The 19,642-nt window shown below is 60.3% G+C and carries 19 protein-coding genes and 2 tRNA genes; 11 read left to right on the forward strand and 10 right to left on the reverse strand.

The genetic code is table 11. From position 1 onward, the window contains the following. Window positions 1-14: 14 nt before the first annotated feature. Together ACW5XD_RS07155 and cysK are read right to left on the reverse strand one after the other, a co-directional pair. The gene (locus ACW5XD_RS07155) at window positions 15-272 is read right to left on the reverse strand and encodes an HPr family phosphocarrier protein (RefSeq protein WP_005303128.1); all 258 of its coding nucleotides are present in this window, start codon (window positions 270-272) and stop codon (window positions 15-17) included. Window positions 273-715: 443 nt separating this feature from the next. Next, window positions 716-1,684, reverse strand: a complete 969-nt coding sequence (gene cysK, locus ACW5XD_RS07160; RefSeq protein ID WP_456494274.1) for a cysteine synthase A — start codon at window positions 1,682-1,684, stop codon at window positions 716-718. 167 nt (window positions 1,685-1,851) lie between these two features. On the opposite strand from cysK, the gene ACW5XD_RS07165 reads away from it, so the two are divergent. Genes ACW5XD_RS07165 through ACW5XD_RS07180 form a run of 4 tightly spaced genes read left to right on the forward strand, consistent with a single transcriptional unit; the run spans window position 1,852 to window position 6,538 of the window. Continuing rightward, a complete protein-coding gene (locus tag ACW5XD_RS07165) occupies window positions 1,852-2,694 on the forward strand; it encodes an AAA family ATPase (RefSeq protein ID WP_456494275.1) in 843 nt (280 codons plus the stop codon). Further along, window positions 2,695-3,858, forward strand: a complete 1,164-nt coding sequence (locus ACW5XD_RS07170; protein WP_456494276.1) for a vWA domain-containing protein — start codon at window positions 2,695-2,697, stop codon at window positions 3,856-3,858. It begins immediately after the preceding gene. Between the two features lie 57 nt (window positions 3,859-3,915). After that, window positions 3,916-5,037: a beta-ketoacyl-ACP synthase III gene (locus ACW5XD_RS07175; RefSeq protein ID WP_456494277.1), complete on the forward strand. Its 1,122-nt coding sequence runs from the start codon at window positions 3,916-3,918 to the stop codon at window positions 5,035-5,037. Between the two features lie 55 nt (window positions 5,038-5,092). After that, window positions 5,093-6,538 (forward strand): HD domain-containing phosphohydrolase, encoded by a 1,446-nt coding sequence (locus tag ACW5XD_RS07180; RefSeq protein ID WP_456494278.1) that lies wholly within the window; start codon window positions 5,093-5,095, stop codon window positions 6,536-6,538. A gap of 51 nt (window positions 6,539-6,589) precedes the next feature. On the opposite strand, the gene tsaA is transcribed toward ACW5XD_RS07180, so the two are convergent. Continuing rightward, on the reverse strand, window positions 6,590-7,294 hold the full coding sequence (gene tsaA, locus ACW5XD_RS07185; RefSeq protein ID WP_456494279.1) for a tRNA (N6-threonylcarbamoyladenosine(37)-N6)-methyltransferase TrmO: 705 nt from the start codon (window positions 7,292-7,294) through the stop codon (window positions 6,590-6,592). Between the two features lie 249 nt (window positions 7,295-7,543). Here tsaA and ACW5XD_RS07190 point away from each other — a divergent pair, with 249 nt between their 5' ends. Continuing rightward, window positions 7,544-8,536 carry an NAD-dependent epimerase/dehydratase family protein gene (locus ACW5XD_RS07190; RefSeq protein WP_456494280.1) on the forward strand — a complete coding sequence of 331 codons (993 nt, stop codon included), beginning with the start codon at window positions 7,544-7,546 and terminating at the stop codon, window positions 8,534-8,536. 89 nt (window positions 8,537-8,625) lie between these two features. Here the strand turns inward: ACW5XD_RS07190 and ACW5XD_RS07195 are convergent, their stop codons facing one another. From ACW5XD_RS07195 to cydD, 4 genes are all read right to left on the reverse strand, one after another. Continuing rightward, window positions 8,626-9,012: a DUF488 domain-containing protein gene (locus ACW5XD_RS07195; RefSeq protein ID WP_456494281.1), complete on the reverse strand. Its 387-nt coding sequence runs from the start codon at window positions 9,010-9,012 to the stop codon at window positions 8,626-8,628. 7 nt (window positions 9,013-9,019) lie between these two features. Then, entirely contained in the window at window positions 9,020-9,391 is a 372-nt protein-coding gene (rcsF, locus tag ACW5XD_RS07200; protein WP_456494282.1) for an Rcs stress response system protein RcsF, read from the reverse strand. 200 nt (window positions 9,392-9,591) lie between these two features. Beyond that, a complete protein-coding gene (cydC, locus tag ACW5XD_RS07205; RefSeq protein ID WP_456494283.1) occupies window positions 9,592-11,337 on the reverse strand; it encodes a heme ABC transporter ATP-binding protein/permease CydC in 1,746 nt (581 codons plus the stop codon). Beyond that, complete coding sequence (cydD, locus tag ACW5XD_RS07210; RefSeq protein ID WP_456494284.1) at window positions 11,330-13,099, reverse strand: heme ABC transporter permease/ATP-binding protein CydD; 1,770 nt, start codon at window positions 13,097-13,099, stop codon at window positions 11,330-11,332. Before cydD ends, cydC begins: the two co-directional genes overlap by 8 nt. Window positions 13,100-13,300: 201 nt before the next feature. On the opposite strand from cydD, the gene ACW5XD_RS07215 reads away from it, so the two are divergent. Further along, window positions 13,301-13,374, forward strand: a tRNA-Gly gene (locus ACW5XD_RS07215). A 105-nt stretch (window positions 13,375-13,479) separates the two neighbouring features. Then, window positions 13,480-13,554, forward strand: a tRNA-Gly gene (locus ACW5XD_RS07220). A 132-nt stretch (window positions 13,555-13,686) separates the two neighbouring features. Here ACW5XD_RS07220 and arcA read toward each other — a convergent pair. Then, complete coding sequence (arcA, locus tag ACW5XD_RS07225) at window positions 13,687-14,406, reverse strand: two-component system response regulator ArcA (protein WP_010633329.1); 720 nt, start codon at window positions 14,404-14,406, stop codon at window positions 13,687-13,689. 376 nt (window positions 14,407-14,782) lie between these two features. On the opposite strand from arcA, the gene ACW5XD_RS07230 reads away from it, so the two are divergent. Both ACW5XD_RS07230 and ACW5XD_RS07235 read left to right on the forward strand, forming a co-directional pair. Next, window positions 14,783-15,199 (forward strand): DUF3293 domain-containing protein, encoded by a 417-nt coding sequence (locus tag ACW5XD_RS07230; protein WP_456494285.1) that lies wholly within the window; start codon window positions 14,783-14,785, stop codon window positions 15,197-15,199. Between the two features lie 42 nt (window positions 15,200-15,241). Next, window positions 15,242-15,721, forward strand: coding sequence for a putative 4-hydroxy-4-methyl-2-oxoglutarate aldolase (locus tag ACW5XD_RS07235; RefSeq protein ID WP_456494327.1), 480 nt, complete (start codon window positions 15,242-15,244; stop codon window positions 15,719-15,721). Window positions 15,722-15,725: 4 nt separating this feature from the next. Here ACW5XD_RS07235 and ACW5XD_RS07240 read toward each other — a convergent pair whose 3' ends face one another. Further along, window positions 15,726-16,202 carry a hypothetical protein gene (locus tag ACW5XD_RS07240; protein WP_456494286.1) on the reverse strand — a complete coding sequence of 159 codons (477 nt, stop codon included), beginning with the start codon at window positions 16,200-16,202 and terminating at the stop codon, window positions 15,726-15,728. A 172-nt stretch (window positions 16,203-16,374) separates the two neighbouring features. Between ACW5XD_RS07240 and ACW5XD_RS07245 the strand changes: the two genes are divergently transcribed. Further along, window positions 16,375-16,773, forward strand: coding sequence for an META domain-containing protein (locus ACW5XD_RS07245; RefSeq protein WP_456494287.1), 399 nt, complete (start codon window positions 16,375-16,377; stop codon window positions 16,771-16,773). Between the two features lie 160 nt (window positions 16,774-16,933). On the opposite strand, the gene aceK is transcribed toward ACW5XD_RS07245, so the two are convergent. Continuing rightward, window positions 16,934-18,661: a bifunctional isocitrate dehydrogenase kinase/phosphatase gene (gene aceK, locus ACW5XD_RS07250; protein ID WP_456494288.1), complete on the reverse strand. Its 1,728-nt coding sequence runs from the start codon at window positions 18,659-18,661 to the stop codon at window positions 16,934-16,936. A 265-nt stretch (window positions 18,662-18,926) separates the two neighbouring features. On the opposite strand from aceK, the gene ACW5XD_RS07255 reads away from it, so the two are divergent. Beyond that, complete coding sequence (locus ACW5XD_RS07255) at window positions 18,927-19,622, forward strand: tRNA/rRNA methyltransferase (RefSeq protein ID WP_456494289.1); 696 nt, start codon at window positions 18,927-18,929, stop codon at window positions 19,620-19,622. The last annotated feature ends 20 nt before the right edge of the window (window positions 19,623-19,642 follow it).

Below are 19,642 nucleotides of genomic sequence, written 5' to 3' on the forward strand. Positions count from 1 at the left end.
GGAATAAAGCTGGATTACTCCAGCTCGTCCATCAGGGCAACCAGCTTCTCAACGGCTTTCTGAGCGTCCGGGCCGTCGGCCTGGATGGTCACGTTGGTGCCTTTGGTCAGGCCCAGAGTCTGCAGCTTGAACAGGCTCTTGGCGCTGGCGGATTTGCCACCGGAGACCACAGTGATCTCACTTTGGAATTCTTTGGCTTCTTTCACGAACTGAGCTGCCGGACGGGTGTGCAGACCGTTTTCAGCAGTGATAACAACAGACTTCTCGTACATGGTTTCACCCCATATTATTGATATTTTTTGGAGAGATGGATGCTTTTGACGCTTCCTTAATCTCACCGTGTCAGTATGGATATGTTGTAAAGTAACGAAATCAGACCTGCAATGGTTTAATCCAAGTCAATTTTCTGTGCAGTATTCGGTGTCTGCCTGAACTCTTTTCCGTTATCGCGCTACAAGCCGCATAAACACTGGCTTGAAATTATTTTATAACGAAAAATAACACTTTGTTACTTTGTGATACCTAGTCAGCAAACACCTCGTGACGCCGCACAGGATATGAGATTTATCACGGAATGTCTGCTTTTTTTGTCGCCCGTCAGCTTGTTATTTTACCCCAAAAAATAAGGGGCCGAGTGGCGCTGCCAAGTGCTTAGTCTAGCCCATAAAGAAACGGCGCTCCTGAGAGCGCCGTTGTTTTGACAGATTCCGATCACTTACTGCTGCAATTCCTGCTCGCTGAATACCCCGGCAAACAGGGCACTGGAGAGGTAACGCTCGGCGGCGCTCGGCAGTATGACGACAATTGTCTTGTCGGCAAACTCCGGCAATTCGGCCAGACGGGCGGCGGCCACGACGGCTGCTCCTGAGCTTATCCCGGCCAGGATCCCTTCCTCTTCCATCAGGCGACGGGCCATCTCGATGGCATCATCGCTGCTTACCTGCTCGACGCGGTCCAGCAGGGTCAGGTCCAGGTTGCCCGGGATGAACCCGGCGCCAATACCCTGGATTTTGTGAGGTCCCGGCTTGATTTCGAGACCGGCCAGACGTTGGCTGATCACGGGTGATTCGCTCGGCTCGACGGCCACCGAGACCACGGCCTTGCCCTTGGTCTGTTTCAGATAGCGGGAGACACCGGTGATGGTGCCACCTGTGCCGACACCTGCCACGAACACATCCACCTGACCATCGGTGGCATCCCAGATCTCGGGACCTGTGGTTTTTTCGTGGATTTCCGGGTTGGCGGGGTTTTCAAACTGTTGCAGCAGCACATATTTGCCCGGCTCGGATTCGAGGATCTCGTTGGCCTTGGCGATGGCGCCCTTCATGCCCAGCGGTCCTTCGGTCAGCACCAGATTGGCGCCGAGCGCCTTGAGCAGCTTGCGGCGCTCCAGGCTCATGGTGGCGGGCATGGTCAAGGTGATGGGATAGCCGCGAGCGGCGGCCACGAAAGCCAGAGCAATACCCGTGTTACCGCTGGTGGGTTCGATGATCTCCTTGCCCTTGGTCAGGACGCCGCGTTTCTCGGCATCCCAGATCAGGTTGGCGCCGATACGGCACTTGACGCTGAAGCTCGGGTTACGGCTCTCAATCTTGGCCAGTACACGGCCCTTGGTAACACGGTTGAGTCGAACCAGCGGGGTGTGACCTATGGTCAGGCTGTTGTCCTCATAAATTTTGCTCATGGTGCTATCCCTGTTTGTTACGGCGATGAAACAAGATTACCCTGTGGTTTCTGAATGAGAAGTGACGATTTGTTATAACAATATGTTATTACAAGATATAGAGCTTATTCTTTCTTACTGAGGCCTCGATCTCAAAAAGGTCTCTTGTCGTCAAAGGAATGGACGTTATGGGATTTGCAGGAAGCGATCGCTATCTCGCCTCAGAGGCGCTGAAGATGGCGGTCAATGCGGCAATAGTGTTGGAAAAACCCTTACTGATCAAAGGTGAACCCGGTACAGGCAAGACGGAGCTGGCCGAAGCGGTGGCCAGCCATCTGGGCACCGAGCTTATCGCCTGGCACATCAAGTCCACCACCAAGGCCCAGCAGGGGCTGTATGAGTATGATGCCGTGGCGCGGCTGCGCGACTCCCAGCTTGGCGATCCGCGAGTAGGGGACATCAGCCACTACATTCGCCGGGGTAAGTTGTGGCAGGCCTTCACCGCCGAGCAGCGACCCGTGCTGCTCATCGACGAAATCGACAAGGCGGACATCGAATTTCCCAACGACCTGCTGCTGGAGCTGGATCGGATGGAGTTCGACGTCTATGAGACGGGCGAGCGAGTCAAGGCCCGCCAGCGCCCCGTAGTCATCATCACTTCCAACAATGAAAAAGAGCTGCCGGACGCCTTCCTGCGCCGCTGCTTCTTCCACTACATCCGTTTCCCCGACAAGGCCGAGATGCAGGCCATCGTCAACCTGCACTATCCGAACCTGAAAGCGGCGCTGCTGGACGAGGCCATGGCGCTCTTCTTCGAGCTGCGCGAAGTGGACGGGCTGCGCAAGAAGCCCTCCACCTCCGAGCTGCTGGACTGGATCCGGCTGCTGCTGGCCGACGACATCTCCCCCGAGGCGATGCGCACCCGCGAGCCGGGCAAGCTGGTACCCGCCCTCTACGGCGCCCTGCTCAAGACAGAGCAGGACTTGCACCTGTTCGAAAAGCTCGCCTTCCTGGCGCGTCGCGGTAGCTGAATGCTGATCGACTTTTTCAGCCACCTGCGCCGTCACAAGCTGCCCTGCAGCCTGCGTGAATTGCTGGATCTGCACGGGGCCTTGTCGGCCGGGCTTGCCACGGTCGACATGAACGACTTTTACCAGATCTCCCACTGTCTGCTGGTGAAAGACGAGGCCCATTACGATCGCTTCGATCGCGCCTTTGCCGAATATTATGACGGCCTGCAGTCCTCTCCCCTGTTGCCCGAAACCCTGCCGGATGACTGGCTGCGCCAGGAGTTTGAGCGGCTGCTGAGTCCGGAAGAAAAAGCGCTGCTGCAATCCTTAGGCGGGCTCGACAAGCTGCTTGAGACCCTCAACCAGCGCTTGAGCGAACAGAAAGAGCGCCACGCCGGCGGCAACAAGTGGGTGGGCACGGGGGGCAGCAGCCCGTTCGGCCACGGCGGTTTTCACCCGGAAGGGGTCCGCATGGGGGGAGAGGGCCAGCATGGCAAGGCGGCCAAGGTGTGGGAGGCGCGTCACTATCGCAATCTCAGCGATGATTCACCGCTGGGACAGCGTGCCATTCAGCTGGCGCTGCGCAAGCTCAGGCGCTGGGTGCGCCAGGGCAACCCGGACGAGCTGGATCTCGACGGCACCATCCAGAGCACGGCCCGTCAGGGCTGGCTCGATGTGAAGCTGAGGCCCGAGCGCCACAACGGGGTGAAGCTGCTGGTTTTCTTCGACGTGGGGGGCTCCATGGATGCCCACGTGGCCGAGGTGCAGCGGCTCTTCTCGGCGCTGCGCCACGAGTTCAAGCATCTGGAGTACTTCTATTTTCACAACTGTCTCTACGACTTCGTCTGGCAAGACAACAACCGCCGGGCCGAGGAGCGTTTTGATACCCTGCGGCTGCTACGCACCTACGGCAGCGACTATAGGGTGATTTTGGTGGGGGACGCCAAGATGGGTCCCTATGAGATCACCTGGCCCGGTGGCAGTGTCGAATACTGGAACGAGGAGGCGGGTCAGGTGTGGCTCGCCCGCCTGCAGCAGCACTATGCCAAACTGGTGTGGCTCAACCCGGTCCCGAGGCGGGAGTGGCTCTGGCACCCCTCCATCAAGTTGATGAATGAACTGGTTGGCGGACGCATGCATCCGCTGACCCTGGCCGGTCTCGCCGCGGCGATCGATCAGCTGTAATAACCTCTCTACCCTAAAAAGCCAACAAGCCGGGAACGAACCCGGCCAGGAGCAAAGATGACTTCTATCGTGATCAGTGGATCAGGCCTCTATACGCCGCCTTTTGCCGTCAGCAACGAAGCGCTGGTGGCCGCCTTCAACCAGTATGTGGATCTCTACAACGAGGAGAATGCCTCCGCCATCGATGCGGGCCAGCTTCCCGCCAAGCAGCACTCCAGCTGCGAGTTCATCGAGAAGGCTTCCGGCATCAAGAGCCGCTATCTGGTGAGCAAGGAAGGGGTGCTGGATCCGGACATCATGCAGCCGCTGCTGCCCGAGCGGCCCGATGACAAACCCTCCATCATGGTGGAGATGGCGGTGGCCGCTGCCGAACAGGCGCTGATCGCTGCCGGCCGCGAGCCGGGTGACGTGGATTTGGTGATAGTGGCTGCCTCCAATATGCCGCGCCCCTATCCGGCGCTCTCCATCGAGCTGCAGCACTATCTGGGGGCGGGCGGCATGGCTTTTGACATGAACGTGGCCTGTTCGTCCGCTACCTTTGGCATCAAGACGGCAGCCGACATGCTGGCCGCCGGCACCGCCAAACTGGCGCTGGTGGTGAACCCCGAGATCTGCTCGGGTCACCTCAACTTTCGCGATCGGGACAGCCACTTCATCTTCGGCGATGCCTGCACCGCCGTGTTGCTGGAGCGGGAGGCCGATTGCAAGGTGGCCAACCCCTGGCAACTGGTGGCGAGCAAGCTGGTGACCCAGTATTCCAACAACATTCGCAACAACTTCGGCTTCCTTAACCGGCTCAGCCCGCGCACCCGTTATGGCGATGACAAGCTGTTTTGCCAGCAGGGGCGCAAGGTGTTCAAGGAGGTGCTGCCGCTGGTATGCGATCAGATCGCCGGCCAGCTCGACGAGCAGGGCTGGGCGGCGGATACCCTGAGCCGGCTCTGGTTGCATCAGGCCAACCTCACCATGAACCAGTTCATCGGTCGCAAGCTGCTGGGTCACGATGCCAGCCAGCAAGAGGCGCCGGTGATCCTCGACAGTTACGGCAACACCAGCTCGGCGGGTTCCATTATCGCGTTCCATCTGTACAATCGCGACCTTCCTGCGGGGGCCCGCGGTGTGCTCTGTTCGTTTGGCGCTGGCTATTCGATAGGGAGTCTGCTGCTGCTGCGCCTGTGAGGGGGGCGGGAATATCCCCGCCGTCATAACAATAAACCGCAGTTCGGGTGGAATTATGCAGAAAATAACGGGGCGTTGCGCCCTGCACTACGGCGTGACACTGTCACTCTTTTGCCTCTACGGATTTCAGGTCTGTCCGTTCCTGGATAGCCTGACCCTGCCCCAGCTGCTGGGACCGACCCTGCTGGTTTTCGCCATCATGTTCGCCGTGCGCGATCGCGTGTTGCGCAGGCTGGATCTGCCCGGCAACGGACTCGGCAGCTTCGGGTTGGAGGTGGGCTTCTACCTGCTGGGGGCGCTGCTGCTCTCGGGCTACAACGGCCTCATGCATGACTTCCCGCTGGAGAGTCACCTCAAGATCCTGCTGGGGATGACCACCCTGGGCTTTCTGGTGGCGGCGGATCTGTCGCTGGTGCGGGACTGGAACCTGGCCAAACTGCGGGAGCATCAGGGCTCGCTGGTGCTGACCCGGCCGCTGGCCATGCCGGTTTCCCGCAAGTTCTCCCTGTTTACCTTCACCACGCTAGCGCTGCTGGGGGGTGTCTTCTTCCTGCTGTTCAACAAGGATCTGGAGTGGCTGGCGACGGTGGACAGAAGCCTGTCGCGGCTCGATGCCCAGCACTACATATTGCTGGAAATCGCCTTCGTGATGGCAGTGACCTTCTGTTACCTCTGGCTCATCATTCGCGGCTATGGCCGCAATCTGACCCTTTCCCTGATGCACCAGACGCGCACCATGGCGCAGGTGCAGTGCGGCGATCTGGATGCGCGGGTGCCGGTGACCCGGGATGACGAATTCGGCCTGATCGCCGCCAGCACCAACCAGATGATCGGCGAGCTGAAGGCGCGCAGCGACGAGCTCAACCTGACCCGGGACGTGGCCATCCTAGGCCTCGCCTCGCTGGCGGAGACCCGGGACAACGAGACTGGCGCCCACATCATCCGCACCCAGCACTACGTCAAGGTGCTGGCCGAATACCTTAGCCGTCACGACGCCGAGCGTTATCCCCTCGATGACGCCACCATAGACCTGCTGTTCAAGTCGGCGCCGCTGCACGACGTGGGCAAGGTGGGCATTCCCGATGCGATCCTGCTCAAGCCGGGCAAGCTGACCGACGAAGAGTTTGCCATCATGAAGCGCCATCCCCAGATAGGGGCCGATGCGCTGGCCAGCGCCGAGGCCCAGCTCGGCTCCAACTCCTTCCTGCGGCTGGCCCGCGAAATCTCCCTTACCCATCACGAGAAGTGGGATGGCAGCGGTTACCCGGCCGGCCTGGCCGGGGAGCTCATCCCGCTCTCGGGCCGCTTGATGGCGGTGGCGGATGTCTACGATGCCCTCATCTCGAAACGGGTCTACAAGCCCGCCTTCACCCACGAAGAGGCGAAAGCCATCATAGTGCAGGGTCGCGGCAGCCATTTCGATCCCGGCATGGTCGATGCCTTCCTTGCCTGCGAGGGGGCCTTCAGGCAGATTGCCGCCGAGCACAGGGATCAGGCGTGATAAAAAAACCACCCTCGGGTGGTTTTTTTATGGCTCGCAATCGCGTGGCGATCAGGCCGGCTCTATGGCCAGCACCAGACAGTCGGGTTCGCTGATGCGAAAGCGCACATTGAGATCGAACAGGCGTACCCCGTACTCCTTGTCGTCCGGCTTGCCCTTCTTGTAGGCGGGACGGGGATCCTGGGCCAGTACCTCGCTCACCAGCAGGCGCAGCTCGGGATAGGCCTTGAGCCAGGGTTGCAGCTGTTGCTCCGCCTCCGGGCTGAAACTTACCGCCAGCGGCGGGGTGGGGGCGTCGGGGGCAAAGCCACCGCGGGCATCCGGCAGGCTGTCGGCATAGGGGATATAGGGCTTGATATCGACGATGGGGGTGCCATCGAGCAAGTCCACCGCGCCGAGATCCAGCCACAGCTTGCCCCGTTTGCGGCCCACCCCGTGCAACTCGACTACCGAGAGGCCCAGCGGATTGGGGCGGAAAGTGGAGCGGGTGGCAAAGACGCCGACCCGTTCGTTGCCGCCCAGGCGCGGCGGGCGCACCGTCGGGTGCCAGCCCTGATCCATGGTCTGGTGAAACACGAAGCTGAGCCACAGATGGGAGAACTGCTCGATGCCGCGCAGCACATCCGGTTGATCGTAGGGGGGCAGCAACTCGAGGCGGGCGCGGGCCGATTTGACCAGACCGGGCTGGCGGGGGATGGCGAACTTCTCCTTGTAGGGAGAGCGGATGATCCCGAGGGTGTCGATTTCGAACTTCATGGTGGATCCTGGCTGAAAACCTCGGCAATTTAGCACAGGCGGCGCCAAAACGCAGGCCTCGCTTCCCTTGCCTGGCCGGGTCTTCCCCAGACCCTTTTCCTTATGTCCTGCCGTGATCACCCTCTCATCCCCGTGCCATGGAGGCTGTACCCCGCCGCCAACTTGGGTAGGGTGGGGGCACTATGAATACCGGCATGCAAGGCGCGTCATACCCGAGATAGCCCATCGTGCCGGACAGGAGGGACATGGATGAAACTGCTGATCATCGGCGGCACTGGTTTTCTGGGCCGCCACCTCACCTCGCTGGCGCTGGATTGGGGCCACGAGGTGACTTTGTTCAACCGGGGTCATCGCCAGCACCCGGACTGGCGCGATCTGGTTCAGCTCACCGGTGACAGGGACAAGGATCTGCATGCCCTGCATGGGGAAGGGCCCGGCTGGGATCTGGTTATCGAAACCTGCTGCTACCGGCCCGAGCAGGCGGCAAGCCTCTCCACCGCTCTGCTCGGGCGATGCGAGCGGCTGATCTTCATCTCCACCATCAGCGTCTATCGCGACTTCGCCCAGCGGGGGATGGATGAGTCGGCGCCGCTGCACGAGACAAGGGCCGGGGACATGCCCACCGACTACGGCCCCTTGAAAGTGTTGTGCGAGGCCGAATATCGGGCCCGCTGGGGCGAGCGGATCTGCATTCTGCGCCCCGGCGTGCTGTGCGGCCCCTTTGATCCGACCGGTCGTTTGGCCTGGTGGGTGAAACGGATACAGCAGGGGGGCTCCTGGCTGCTGCCAGGGGAGGGGCAGGATCGATTGCAATATCTGGATGTGCGCGACTGCGCCGAGTTCGTGCTGCGCGCTGCCGAGCAGCAGCTGGGGGGCATCTTCAACCTGCTCAAGCCCGGCATAGCGCTGGCGGACTGGGTGGATCGCCTCGCAGCCCGGCTCGCTCCCGCCATGCCACTGCAACCTGAGTGGGTGCCCTGGCCCACGCTGCTGGCGGCCGGTGTCGAGCCCTGGCAGAGCTACCCGGCCCTGTTGCCCAATGAGCAGCCGGAGTATGCCGGTTATGGCCGCATCAGCGCCGAGGCAGCCATAGTGCAGGGGCTCAATTTCCGGCCGCTGGAGGAGACGGTGGCCGATCTGGCCCAGTGGCTGGCGGAGAACGGTCAGGCCGTGGTGGCCGGGATGACGGCCGGGCAGGAGCGGGCGCTGCAACAAGGGTTACGGCTGGGCACTCTGCAATAGGGCGCGGTGTGCGCCCATCCCGCCTTGATGGCCAGCATATGAAAGAGGGCGTCCCGTGGGACGCCCTCTTTCATATGCGGTTGTGCGGGTCAGCGCAGCCTGGCGCCGCACTGGATCAGCAGTTCTTTCAGCAGGGTACGATGACAACGCTCGGCCTGTTCACAGTAGCAACCCACCGACAGGTTGGTGGTGTGGGAGAGGGCTGCCAGCAGCGCCAGATCGTGGCGGGCACTGGGGGTGGCCATCTCGGCCTTGTACTGCTTGCAGAAAGCGGCCCATTGAGCGGGAGTCTCGGCGGCCTGACCCAGCTTCATGGTCTCGTTGCTGGGGGCCAGGTTGGGGAACCAGACGTCGTACCAATCCTGACTGGCAAACTTGGCTTTGGGCACGCCACGAGGTGGGCGCCGCACCGTGCCGATCCGCAGCCCCTCGTCGGGCAGGCGGGGGCTGCCGAGCCGGACTATGGCCAGTGCCATGGCCTCTTTACTTCTCTTGCGCCACTTTCAGCGCCTGCCCGTAGCAGATCACCTGTTTCAGGCAGCCAGGGGTGTCACTGAACTCGGCGCACTTGTCGAAGGTGACACCATTGCCACCCATGTCGGCCACACGGCGGCGCGCCAGGGTGCGGGCTTCACCTGCGTTGGGAATGGGCTGCTTGGCATCGCTCTGACAGGATTCCCCCTCGACTGTGCCGAGGTAGAGGTAGTTGAGGTCAGCCAGCTGACTCTGCTCATAGATCTGGACGCTGCCCGGCTTGAAGTACTCGTCGAAATTTTCCTTGTCCAGATTGCTGTTGAAAGAGAAGTCGGCGCAACCGGAGGCGATCAGGGGCATCATCAGGATAAGGCGTTTCATGTCGATGTCTTGTTGAACTGTGAGGGGGTCATTATAGGGGCCAGTCGCTGCCTGCGACCAGCCCCATTTTTAACCATGGAGACGGGGTGTGACGGGGATCAGACCGGTGCCAGCCGCTGATGCAGGCTGCGATAGTCATCATCCGCCAGCAATTCATGGCGTGAGAAGGGCGCAGGTACGCCCCTCTGCTTTTCTTATGTTCAGACTGGTGCCAGCCGTTGATGCAGGCTGCGGTAGTAATCATCCGCCAGCAACTCGTGATGGGGGGCACAGAGGCGGATCTGCCCCTCTTCCATCAGGGCTATCCTGTCCATCTGCTCCAGCCCCAGCAGGCGGTGGGAGATGAGCAGCAAGGAGCGATCCGCCCCCAGCCTGAACAACAAGTTCATGATCTCCCGTTCGGTCTGGCTGTCGAGCCCCTCGGTCGGCTCATCCAGCAGCCAGAGCGGCGCGTCGTGCAGCAGGGCGCGGGCGATGCCGATGCGACGGCGCTCGCCACCGGAGAGCGGGCGACCGCCATCCCCCAGCCAGGCATTGAGCCCGCTGTCGCTGTGGCCGTTGTCATCTTCCAGCAGATTGGCGAGGCCGACCTGGGTCAGTACCTGCACCAGTTGCTCGTCACTGGCATCGGGGGCGGCCAGCTTGAGGTTGCCTCGCAAAGTATCGGCAAACAGGTGAACCCGCTGGCTCACCACCGACAGCGAGGCGCGCAGCGCCCCTTCGCTGTAGTCGGTGAGCGGCTTGCCATCCAGCACTATCTTGCCCGCCTGCGGGCTCCACTCACGGGTCAACAACCCCATCAGGGTGGACTTGCCGCAACCTGTCTGCCCCAGCAGCGCCAGCTTCTCGCCTGCCTGCAGCTGCAGGGTGCAACCGCGCAGCACAGGATGCGGGTTGCCGGGGTAGCCGAAATAGAGGTCGCTTATCTGCAGAGTGCCGACGCTGGCGTGCTGCTGCTCGGCTCCCCACTGGGGGGCCTTGGCCTCCTGCAGTATCTCGTTGAGACGGCGGGCCGAGGTGAGGCTGGTGGAGAGGTGCTGGAAGGCACCCGCCAGCGGCAGCAGGGCCTCGAAGCTTGCCAGGGTCGCGAACACCATCAGCGCCGTGATGGGGTCGGGCTGCGCGCCCGCCACGCCGTGACCGGCCAGCCAGAGCATCAGGGTCAGGGTCCAGCCGCTAAGCAGCTGTACCGAGAAGTTGGCCAGTCCGCTCACCATGGCCATGCGGGCCTGGGCGGCCAGCAGCGCCTGTTCGGCCTGTTTCAGCTCGGTCAGCGCCTTGGGGGCGGCGGCAAACATCTGCAGCTCGGCCTGACCGTCCAGATAGTCCACCATGCGGGTACGCATGGCCGATTTCTCGGCGATCAGCCGACGGCCGGGCTGGCGACCGAGGAAGTAGAACACCAGCGGCAGGGCTATCATGCCAAGCAGCAGTATGGCGCCCAGCGTCAGGGCGAGTCGACCGTCGAAGAAGGAGAGGAAGAACACCAGGCCGGCGCAGCTGAGCAGTGCCGCGCCTATGGGGGTGACCAGGCGCAGATAGACGTGATCCATGGCGTCTATGTCAGCTACCAGCCGGTTGAGCAGATCCGCCTGGCGAAAGCCGGCCAGGGTGCCGGTGGAGAGCGGCGAGAGCTTTTGCCAGAACCAGACCCGCAACCGGGTTAGCACCCGGAAGGTGGCGTCGTGGCTCACCACCCGCTCGCCCCAGCGACCTGCGGTGCGGATGATGGAGAAGAAACGCACTCCGCCAGCCGGGGTCATGTAGTTGAAGGTATCGCGGCTGGCGACGGCCAGCCCCGCCACGGCGGCGGCGGAGAGGAACCAGCCGGAGAGCGACAGCAGTCCCATGCCGGCCACCAGGGTCACCAGGGCTAGCAGCAGGCCCAGCGAGAGGCTCAGCCAGTGCTGACGATAGAGGCGCAGAAACGGCAATAGATCAGTCATCGAGAGAATCCCCCGGGTGTTGGGACAAGAGGCGCGCGAACGGGCCCTGCGCCCTGCTCAGTTGCTGGAAGGTGCCTTGCTCCACCAGCTGGCCGCGCGCCAGCACCAGTATCTTGTCCATCTTGGTCAGTTGATCGAGGCGGTGGGTGATCATCAACAGGGTCTGGCCCGCCATCGCCTGCTCCAGCGTGGTCATGATGGCGCGCTCCGAGTGGCGATCCAGGCTGGCGGTGGGCTCATCCAGTACCATCAGCTGGGTGGATTTGAGCAGGGTACGGGCCAGGGCGAGGCGCTGGGCCTGGCCGACCGAGAGGCCGCCGGCCTGATCCCCAACCGGATAGTCGAGCCCCTTCTCCATGGCAAATTCCCAGGCCTGAGCCCGTTTCAGGGCGGCTTCCAGCTCGGCATCGCTGGCTGACGGCTTGGCCAGCAGCAGGTTGTCGCGCAAGGAAGCGTGGAACAGCTGCGGGTTCTGGGAGAGCCAGCCCAGCTGCAGTCGCCACTGGCTCATGTCGAGGCTGGCCAGCTCCTGACCGTTGACCTTTAGCTCACCACGATAGGGGGCAAAACCGAGCAGGGCATTGACCAGCGAGCTCTTGCCGGCGCCGCTGACACCGACGAGCGCCGTGCGTGACCCCGCTTCCAGGGTGAAGTCGATGGGGCCGGCCAGCACCTTGCCCTCGGCACTCAGCACTTCGAGGTCTTTGGCTTCGACTTTGATCGGGCTGTCGGCATGGAAAGGGGTGTTGCCTGCGGCGGGCTCGCTCACGTCGGCTTCGAGGAACTCCAGCAACTGCTCGGCGGCGCCGATGGCCTGCGCCTTGGCGTGGTAGTGGGCGCCGAGTTCCCGCAGCGGAGCGTAGAACTCGGGGGCGAGAAACAGCACGAACAGGCCGGTAAACAGGGTGACTTTGGTGCCATAGTGGCCAAAGTTCAGGTGATCGATATAGGAGAAACCGAAGTAGACGGCGACCAGCGCCACCGAGATGGCGGCGAAGAATTCCAGCACGGCCGTGCTCAAGAAAGCAAGGCGCAGCACCTCCATGGTGCGCTCGCGAAAATCTTCCGAGGCGTCGCGAATGGCATCCCCTTCCGCCTGGGTGCGCATGAAAAGCTGCAAAGTGCGCAGCCCCTTGAGGCGATCGAGGAAGTGGCCGGAGAGGCGCGCCAGTGCCTGGAAGTTGCGGCGGTTGGCATCGGCGGCGCCCACCCCCACCAGGATCATGAAGAGAGGGATGAGGGGCGCAGTGCCCAGCAGGATCAGACCCGCCGCCCAGTTGACCGGGAACACGGCCACCAGGATCACCACGGGAATAAAGACGGCAATGGCCATCTGCGGCAGGTAGCGCGAGAAGAAATCCTGCATATTTTCAATCTGTTCAAGCAGCAGACTGGCCCAGCTGCCGGCCGGGCGTCGCTGGATATAGGCAGGGCCGAGGCGGCCGAGGCGAGTGAGCACCAGCTCGCGAATGGCCTGGCGCACCGCGCTGCCTGCCTTGAAGCTGGTCACCTCACGACCATAGGCAAGCGCCGCCTTGGACAGGGTCACCAGCAGCAGGGTAATAAAGAGGGGAATGGATTGTTCCGGGGTTGTGCCCTCGATGATGAAGCCATGCAGCAGGGTCGCCAGCAACCAGGCTTGCGCCACCATCAGTATGCCCTGACCCAGACCAAAGCCGATGGAGAGACCGATCCAGCGTCGGCCGTGGCTCGACTGGTTGCGCAACCAGCCATAAAGATGTTTCTGAGTTTTCTTGTCCATTACCACCATCCTCGCGTCGAGTGGCGCAAGACTATCCTCGGCTCCCGGCATTGGCAACCTTGTAAATTCCCGGTGTTGAAAATGTTTGATGGAAAAAACAGCTTGCTGCTCATTAGTTGGTCGAACGGCTTGATTTATGGTAAAAAACAGCACCGCAGTGATTGCGCTCGGCGGCAAAATGCATATAGTAGAGGCCCTGACGCGGGTGTAGTTCAATGGTAGAACGGTAGCTTCCCAAGCTGCATACGTGGGTTCGATTCCCATCACCCGCTCCACATTTTGATCCCCGGTAACCAAGCCGTCTTGTTATTGCCTCTGCCTGGTGCATGGCTTCTCGACGTTTGTTTGATGCCTGGAATCTGCTGCGATTTTGATGCCTAGCGGGCATCGTATAATGGCTATTACCTCAGCCTTCCAAGCTGATGATGCGGGTTCGATTCCCGCTGCCCGCTCCAGCTTTCATGCAAAAAGCCCACTCCTGCGAGTGGGCTTTTTGTTTTGCGCTTGCGCCGAAAAAGGGCAAACAGCAGGCAGATAAAAGGCGCCGATGGCGCCTCTTGAACCTGATTCCATGGGATGGAACTGGTTTATTCCTGTTCCAGCTCGCCACAGAAGCGGTAGCCTTCGCCATGGATGGTGGCGATGATCTCCGGGGTGTCGTTGACGCTTTCGAAGTGCTTGCGAATACGGCGTATGGTGACATCCACGGTGCGGTCATGAGGCTTGAGCTCGCGGCCAGTCATCTTCTTGAGCAGCTCGGCACGGGTCTGGATCTGGCCCGGGTTTTCGCAGAAGTGCAGCATGGCACGGAATTCGGAGCGCGGCAGCTTGAACATGTCGCCAGCCGGGCTGACCAGTGCGCGGCTGTTGATGTCCAGTGCCCAGCCGTTGAACAGGTAACGTTCAACCAGCTTCTTCTCTTCGCCACCGGCGGCCACATTCATGGTGCGGCTCAGCAGGTTGCGGGCACGAATCGTCAGTTCACGGGGGTTGAATGGCTTGGTGATGTAATCGTCGGCGCCGATTTCCAGACCCAGGATCTTGTCCACTTCATTGTCACGACCGGTCAGGAACATCAGAGCAATGTTGTCATCTTCACGCAGTTCGCGCGCCAGCAGCAGGCCATTTTTGCCCGGCAGGTTGATGTCCATGATCACCAGATTGATGGTGTGGGCGGTCAGGGCTTGATGCATTTCGTCGCCATTGTTGGCTTCGAGCACTATATAGCCTTCGGCCTCAAAGATGCTTTTCAGGGTATTGCGGGTGACCAGTTCGTCTTCGACGATCAGAATGTGTGGTGTTTGCATGAGTATTCCCAGATTCTTATCAGTTAGTTATCTAAATTTTAACACTCTTTGGCGTTACCCGACCGGTCCTGAAAATTTATTACGTCATCCTGGGTATGAATGTCAGGTCGGGTTATCGCGAATTTGGCATCAGCGTTGGCAAACATCCCTGTGCCACACATAGGCTCTCAACAAGTCTGATCGAGAGAAGCCTGGAAAGGTAGTCCATTACAAAAGTGGCTGCATTTTATCAGTTAACAGGCGCATAACAACACTCTTTGCCGTCAGATAGCAACTTTTTAACTCTGGTTTGATATAGGTCAAACCCTGAGTACACAGCATGATACTTGGGGTTGTCCCCATTTTCGCCCTTATAAAATGTAATGGAATGTAACATGTGGTTGACATGAATTTGTGGGAAAACTACAGAAAAATTTGTTTTATTGCCTCCTTTGCTGCGCCGAAATGGCCCGCCTACGCCATAGTGACGGCCTGGAATCCGGCCAGTCGCGAGGTGGGAATGCGTCGTAATACCCGCCGTCAGCGGGCTCTCTGGCGAGTGATCGTGGCGTCTCCCCACATGATGGCCATGGGGCCTTGCTGGGGGAGCTCGCCCGATGAAAGTTGGCGTGAATCGTCGTTGTTGCTGGCTTCCTCTCGCAGTGAGGCCATTGGTTTGGCGACCCGTTTCGGCCAGAACGCCCTCTATTGGGTGGAACAGGGGGAGCTTTGGTTGCTGCCGGTATTGATAAAAGGCGCACCTCTCCATCTGGGCAGAATTGAATCCCACTGGATTGTCAGGGACCCGGCTTGATGAAAGAATGAGCGAATTCATATCCATGGAAGGAAGCTTATGATGCTGGATCTACTGCCCGACCTCTGCGATCAACACGGCGATGCCCTGCAAGTGGCCGATCCGCTGTTCCACAATTTTGGTGGCAAGCCGCTGTTTTATGGCCAGGCGGTCACCCTCTCCTGCTATGAAGACAACAGCCTGGTACGGGAGTTGGTCACTCGACCTGGCCAGGGGCGGGTGATGGTGATCGATGGCGGCGGTTCGTTGCGCCGCGCCCTGCTCGGTGATCAGCTGGCCATCAAGGCGGCAGAGCAGGGATGGGAGGGGATCCTGATCCACGGCGCCGTGCGTGATGTGGGCACCTTGGCGACGCTGGCACTGGGGGTCAAGGCGCTGGCGGCCTGCCCGGTCAAGACCGAGAAGCGGGGTCAGGGGGCGCTGGATGCCGTGGTGTCGTTTGCAGGGGTGACCATACATCCGGGTGACTACGTCTATGCCGACCTCAACGGCGTACTGGTGAGCGCAACCCGGCTTATTTGAGCGGTCAGAAGTTGAGGCCGACACCAATGCTGAGGGATTGCCCCGTACTGAATGCACTCATGCCGTAGTTGGCCGTGATGGCGAACTGGGGTGTCAGCAGCAGGCTGGTATTGAGCTCCAGCAGGGTGCTGGCCTTGTTCACTTCCAGCTGCTTGAGCTGGCTGCCGATGTTCAGCGAGGGGGAGAGCCGGTAACGCACCCCTGAGCTGATATTGAAGCCAGTCTGCTCGCTGTGGGTGCCCACCGCAGGCCCGGCTTCCATGTAGAGGCTGACATCGTCCTGAACCGGATACTGATAGCCGGTGTTGATGAGCCAGAGGTCGAAATTGTCGCTGTGATGACTCTGATTGCCGAGCAGCACACCGGAATAGCTTTTCACGTAGAGCTGGCTGTTTGCCTCGCTCTTGAGGAAGTCCCAGTCGGCGGCCTGGGCACCGAGGCTGAGGCATGACGCGAGTGCGATGATGAGTGGTTTGACCATTCTTTTCCCCTCCCTGGGTCCGGAACAGGAATACAAGCATGGCACATGCCAGCTGCTAGTAAAGGCAACCCAGATCACAATAAAACAGTTTTAATCTGCCGCCGACTCATGATAAACAGGCCACCATCATCACTTTCCTTCCCCTATTTCTCTCATATCAAGAGGTGAACCCATGAACAAGAAACTGACCCTGCTGGCCGCACTGGCACTGGGAGGCTGCGCTATGGCAACTGGTTCCAGTCTGGCTCAACTGCAAGCATCCACCTGGCAGTTGCAGGGAGCGAGCGGCGATACCTTCACTCTGCAGGTTGCGGGTGACAAGGTGGCGGGCAAGGGCGGCTGCAACCGCTATTTTGGCGGCATCACCCAGCAGGGTGACGGCGTATTGACGCTGGGAGCCATGGGCTCGACCCGCATGATGTGCATGGGCGAGCTGGCCGGCAAGGAGATGCTCTATCTGCAGAAACTGGAGAAGGTGGCAACCTTCAAGGTAAGCGGTCAACAGCTGGTGCTGAGTGATGCCAACAAGGTGGCGTTGCTCACCTTCGATGCCATGCCAGCCGCCAAGTAACTGATATTCCTGTCAGAGGTTGTCGTAGCTCGAGCAGGCAGCCGCGATCAGAAAGGGACGCCGCAGCGTCCCTTTTTCAATGCCGTTTTGCGGCTTGTGTCGGCAAGCATCGCAAGATGCATCGCATCTTGAGCCATGACAAGGTGCCGCGAGCTGATCTTCATCCTCCCCGCTGGAACTTGAAGCGCTTCTTGCGCCGATAGGGATAGACATCCTCGAACACCCCCACCTTGATGTTGCTCTGCAGCATCTTCCAGTAGTTGGCGTCGAACATCTCCTTGTGCAGCTGCATCATGATCTCTCGCACCTGGGGCTTTTGCAGCAGGAAGGTGGCGAACTCCTCGGGAAAGATGTCGTTGGGGGCCACCGAATACCAGGGCTCGGCGCTCCATTCATCTTCCGGGTAGCGCGGCGGCGGGATCTGGCGGAAGTTGCACTCCGTCATGTAGCAGATCTCGTCGTAGTCGTAGAAGACCACCCGGCCGTGACGGGTGACGCCGAAGTTCTTGAACAGCATGTCGCCGGGGAAGATGTTGGCCGCCGCCAGCTGCTTGATGGCGTTGCCGTACTCCTCCAGCGCGAGCCGGGTCTGCTGCTCGTCCGCCTTGTCCAGATAGAGGTTGAGCGGGATCATCTTGCGCTCTGTGTAGAGGTGTTTTATCACCAGCTTGTCACTGGTGATGGTGAGTGCCGAGGGGGCCACAGTCTTGAGCTCGACCAGCAGCTCGGGCGAGATGCGATCCAGGGGAAACTCGAAGTTGGTGAACTCCTGGGTATCGGCCATGCGACCCACTCTATCGTGCTGTTTGACCAGCCGGTACTTGGCCTTCACCTGCTCGTGGCTCACATCCTTGGGCGGAGTGAACTCGTCTTTTATCACCTTGAACACAACGTCATAGGAGGGGAGGGTGAACACGCTCATCACCATCCCCTTGATGCCGGGGGCTATGATGAACAGCTCCCGGCTCTGGGCCAGGTGCTGCTGATAGTGGCGATAGAGCTCTGTCTTGCCGTGCTTCTGGCAGCCGATGGCGTTGTAAATCTCGTAATCGGGTTTGTGGGGCATGATCTGGCGCAGAAACACCACAAACAGCGCCGGCACAGGGGCATAGACCATGAAGTAGGCGCGGGCGAAACCGAACACGATGGAGGCGAGCTCAGGCTCGAAGATGACGGTATCCACGTAGATGCTGTGGCCTGTGCTGAGCAGCGGCAGAATGAAGGGGAATACCTGCCCCTTCACCCGAATAAGTCCCACCAGATAGGCGCCTTTGTTGCGGTAGAACACCTCCTTGAGCAGCTCGATGGCGAAGGGCTCTTCATGCAGGATCTGCGGGCCGTTCTCGGCAAGATGGCGGTGGATGTCGACAATGTCGCGCTGCTTGTCCTCATAGGGCAGAGTGAAGCTGTAATCCCCCAGCATCTGGCTCAGGGTTTGCGGCAGGTGGGTCAGATCGGTGCGATAGACCCGCAGCAGGGCGCTCAAGTCTGGATGCTCCCCCCGGCTGCGAAACGGATGGATGTAGAGGTTCTCGTCGCGAATGTTGCGATGGCGGAAGATGCGGCGATAGACGGAGTTGAAGAAGGACTCTGCCACCTCGAAGTTGTCACAGCGGGGCAGCAGATCGCTGAAGGCGCCTTTTACCCGTTTGAGCAGCTCCTGAGTGGCGTGATGCTCCCCCATCATCTGCTTTATCAGGGCCGTGGTGGCGCCGACGTGGTGATCATAGAGGCGAATGCGTTCGCGCCCGGCGAGCTGTACTCCCAGCCAGTCACTGTTCTCGAAGCGGCTCTTGCTGCCCTGGGTTATCTCGAGAAACCGGCTGTAAAATGACTCGAAGCGTTGCAAGATAGTCTCGGCGACGGCCTGTTCCAATGGCTGCTGCATCTCTCTCTTCCTTGTGATGTGTCGGCCGGTATGGCGGCTGAATCCGGGGCGGGTCTGTCGTCCTGTCCTTGCCCTGCAAGTGCTCAATCACTCACGGCATTCATACCGAGAATGGCTGGCAGTTTGTGCACACGTCTGGCCACTATGGCAACATTCAAATGGCTGTTCAAGTGGCAATTTTCGGGGATAAACGGTAGATTGCGCCCCTGTTTTGCCGACCATTTGCAGCCTGTTCGAGCGGTCGGCCTGCTCAAGAGGAAACCCAATGAAACTCTATTTTGTGCTGGTGGCGCCAGCCCGGGCACCCAATGTCGGGGCCGCCGCCCGTGCCATGAAAACCATGGGCTTTGATGCCATGCGACTGGTGGCGAGCCGGGTACACGAAGAGGAGGAGGCGAACTGGGTAGCCCATGGGGCGCAGGACATTTTGACCAACGCCGAGGCATTCGACACCCTGCCAGAGGCGCTGGCCGACATGGATCTGGTGATCGCCACCACGGCCCGCCAGCGTGGTCGCTATCAGCACTACCTCACCCCGGGGGAGATCCGCGAGCAGATCCGCACCAAGCCCTCGCTCGGCAAGGTCGCCATCGTATTTGGGTGTGAGGAATCCGGCCTCTCCAATGAGCAGCTGGCCCACGCCGACCTGCTGAGCTACCTGCCGCTCAAGGTGAGTTACCCGTCGCTGAACCTGGGGCAGGCGATCATGCTGTATGCCTACGAGATGAGCCAGTTGCTGGATGAGCCGCAGGCTATAGCAGAAAATTTTGATAACGCCGGGCAGGTTCGTGTACTGAAACACAAAACAGCAGAAATACTTGGTGAACTCGGAGTTTCTCAGGATGAAAAACTGCATCAATGGGTGATGGACCGGGTGCCCATGCTGCCGCAGCGGGATTTGAATATGCTGCATCTGCTCTGCAAAGACCTGGTTCGCCGATTTGAACGCAAGGGGCAATGAGGTTTAAGTTGACAGCCCAT

This window comes from Aeromonas enterica (assembly GCF_054052465.1).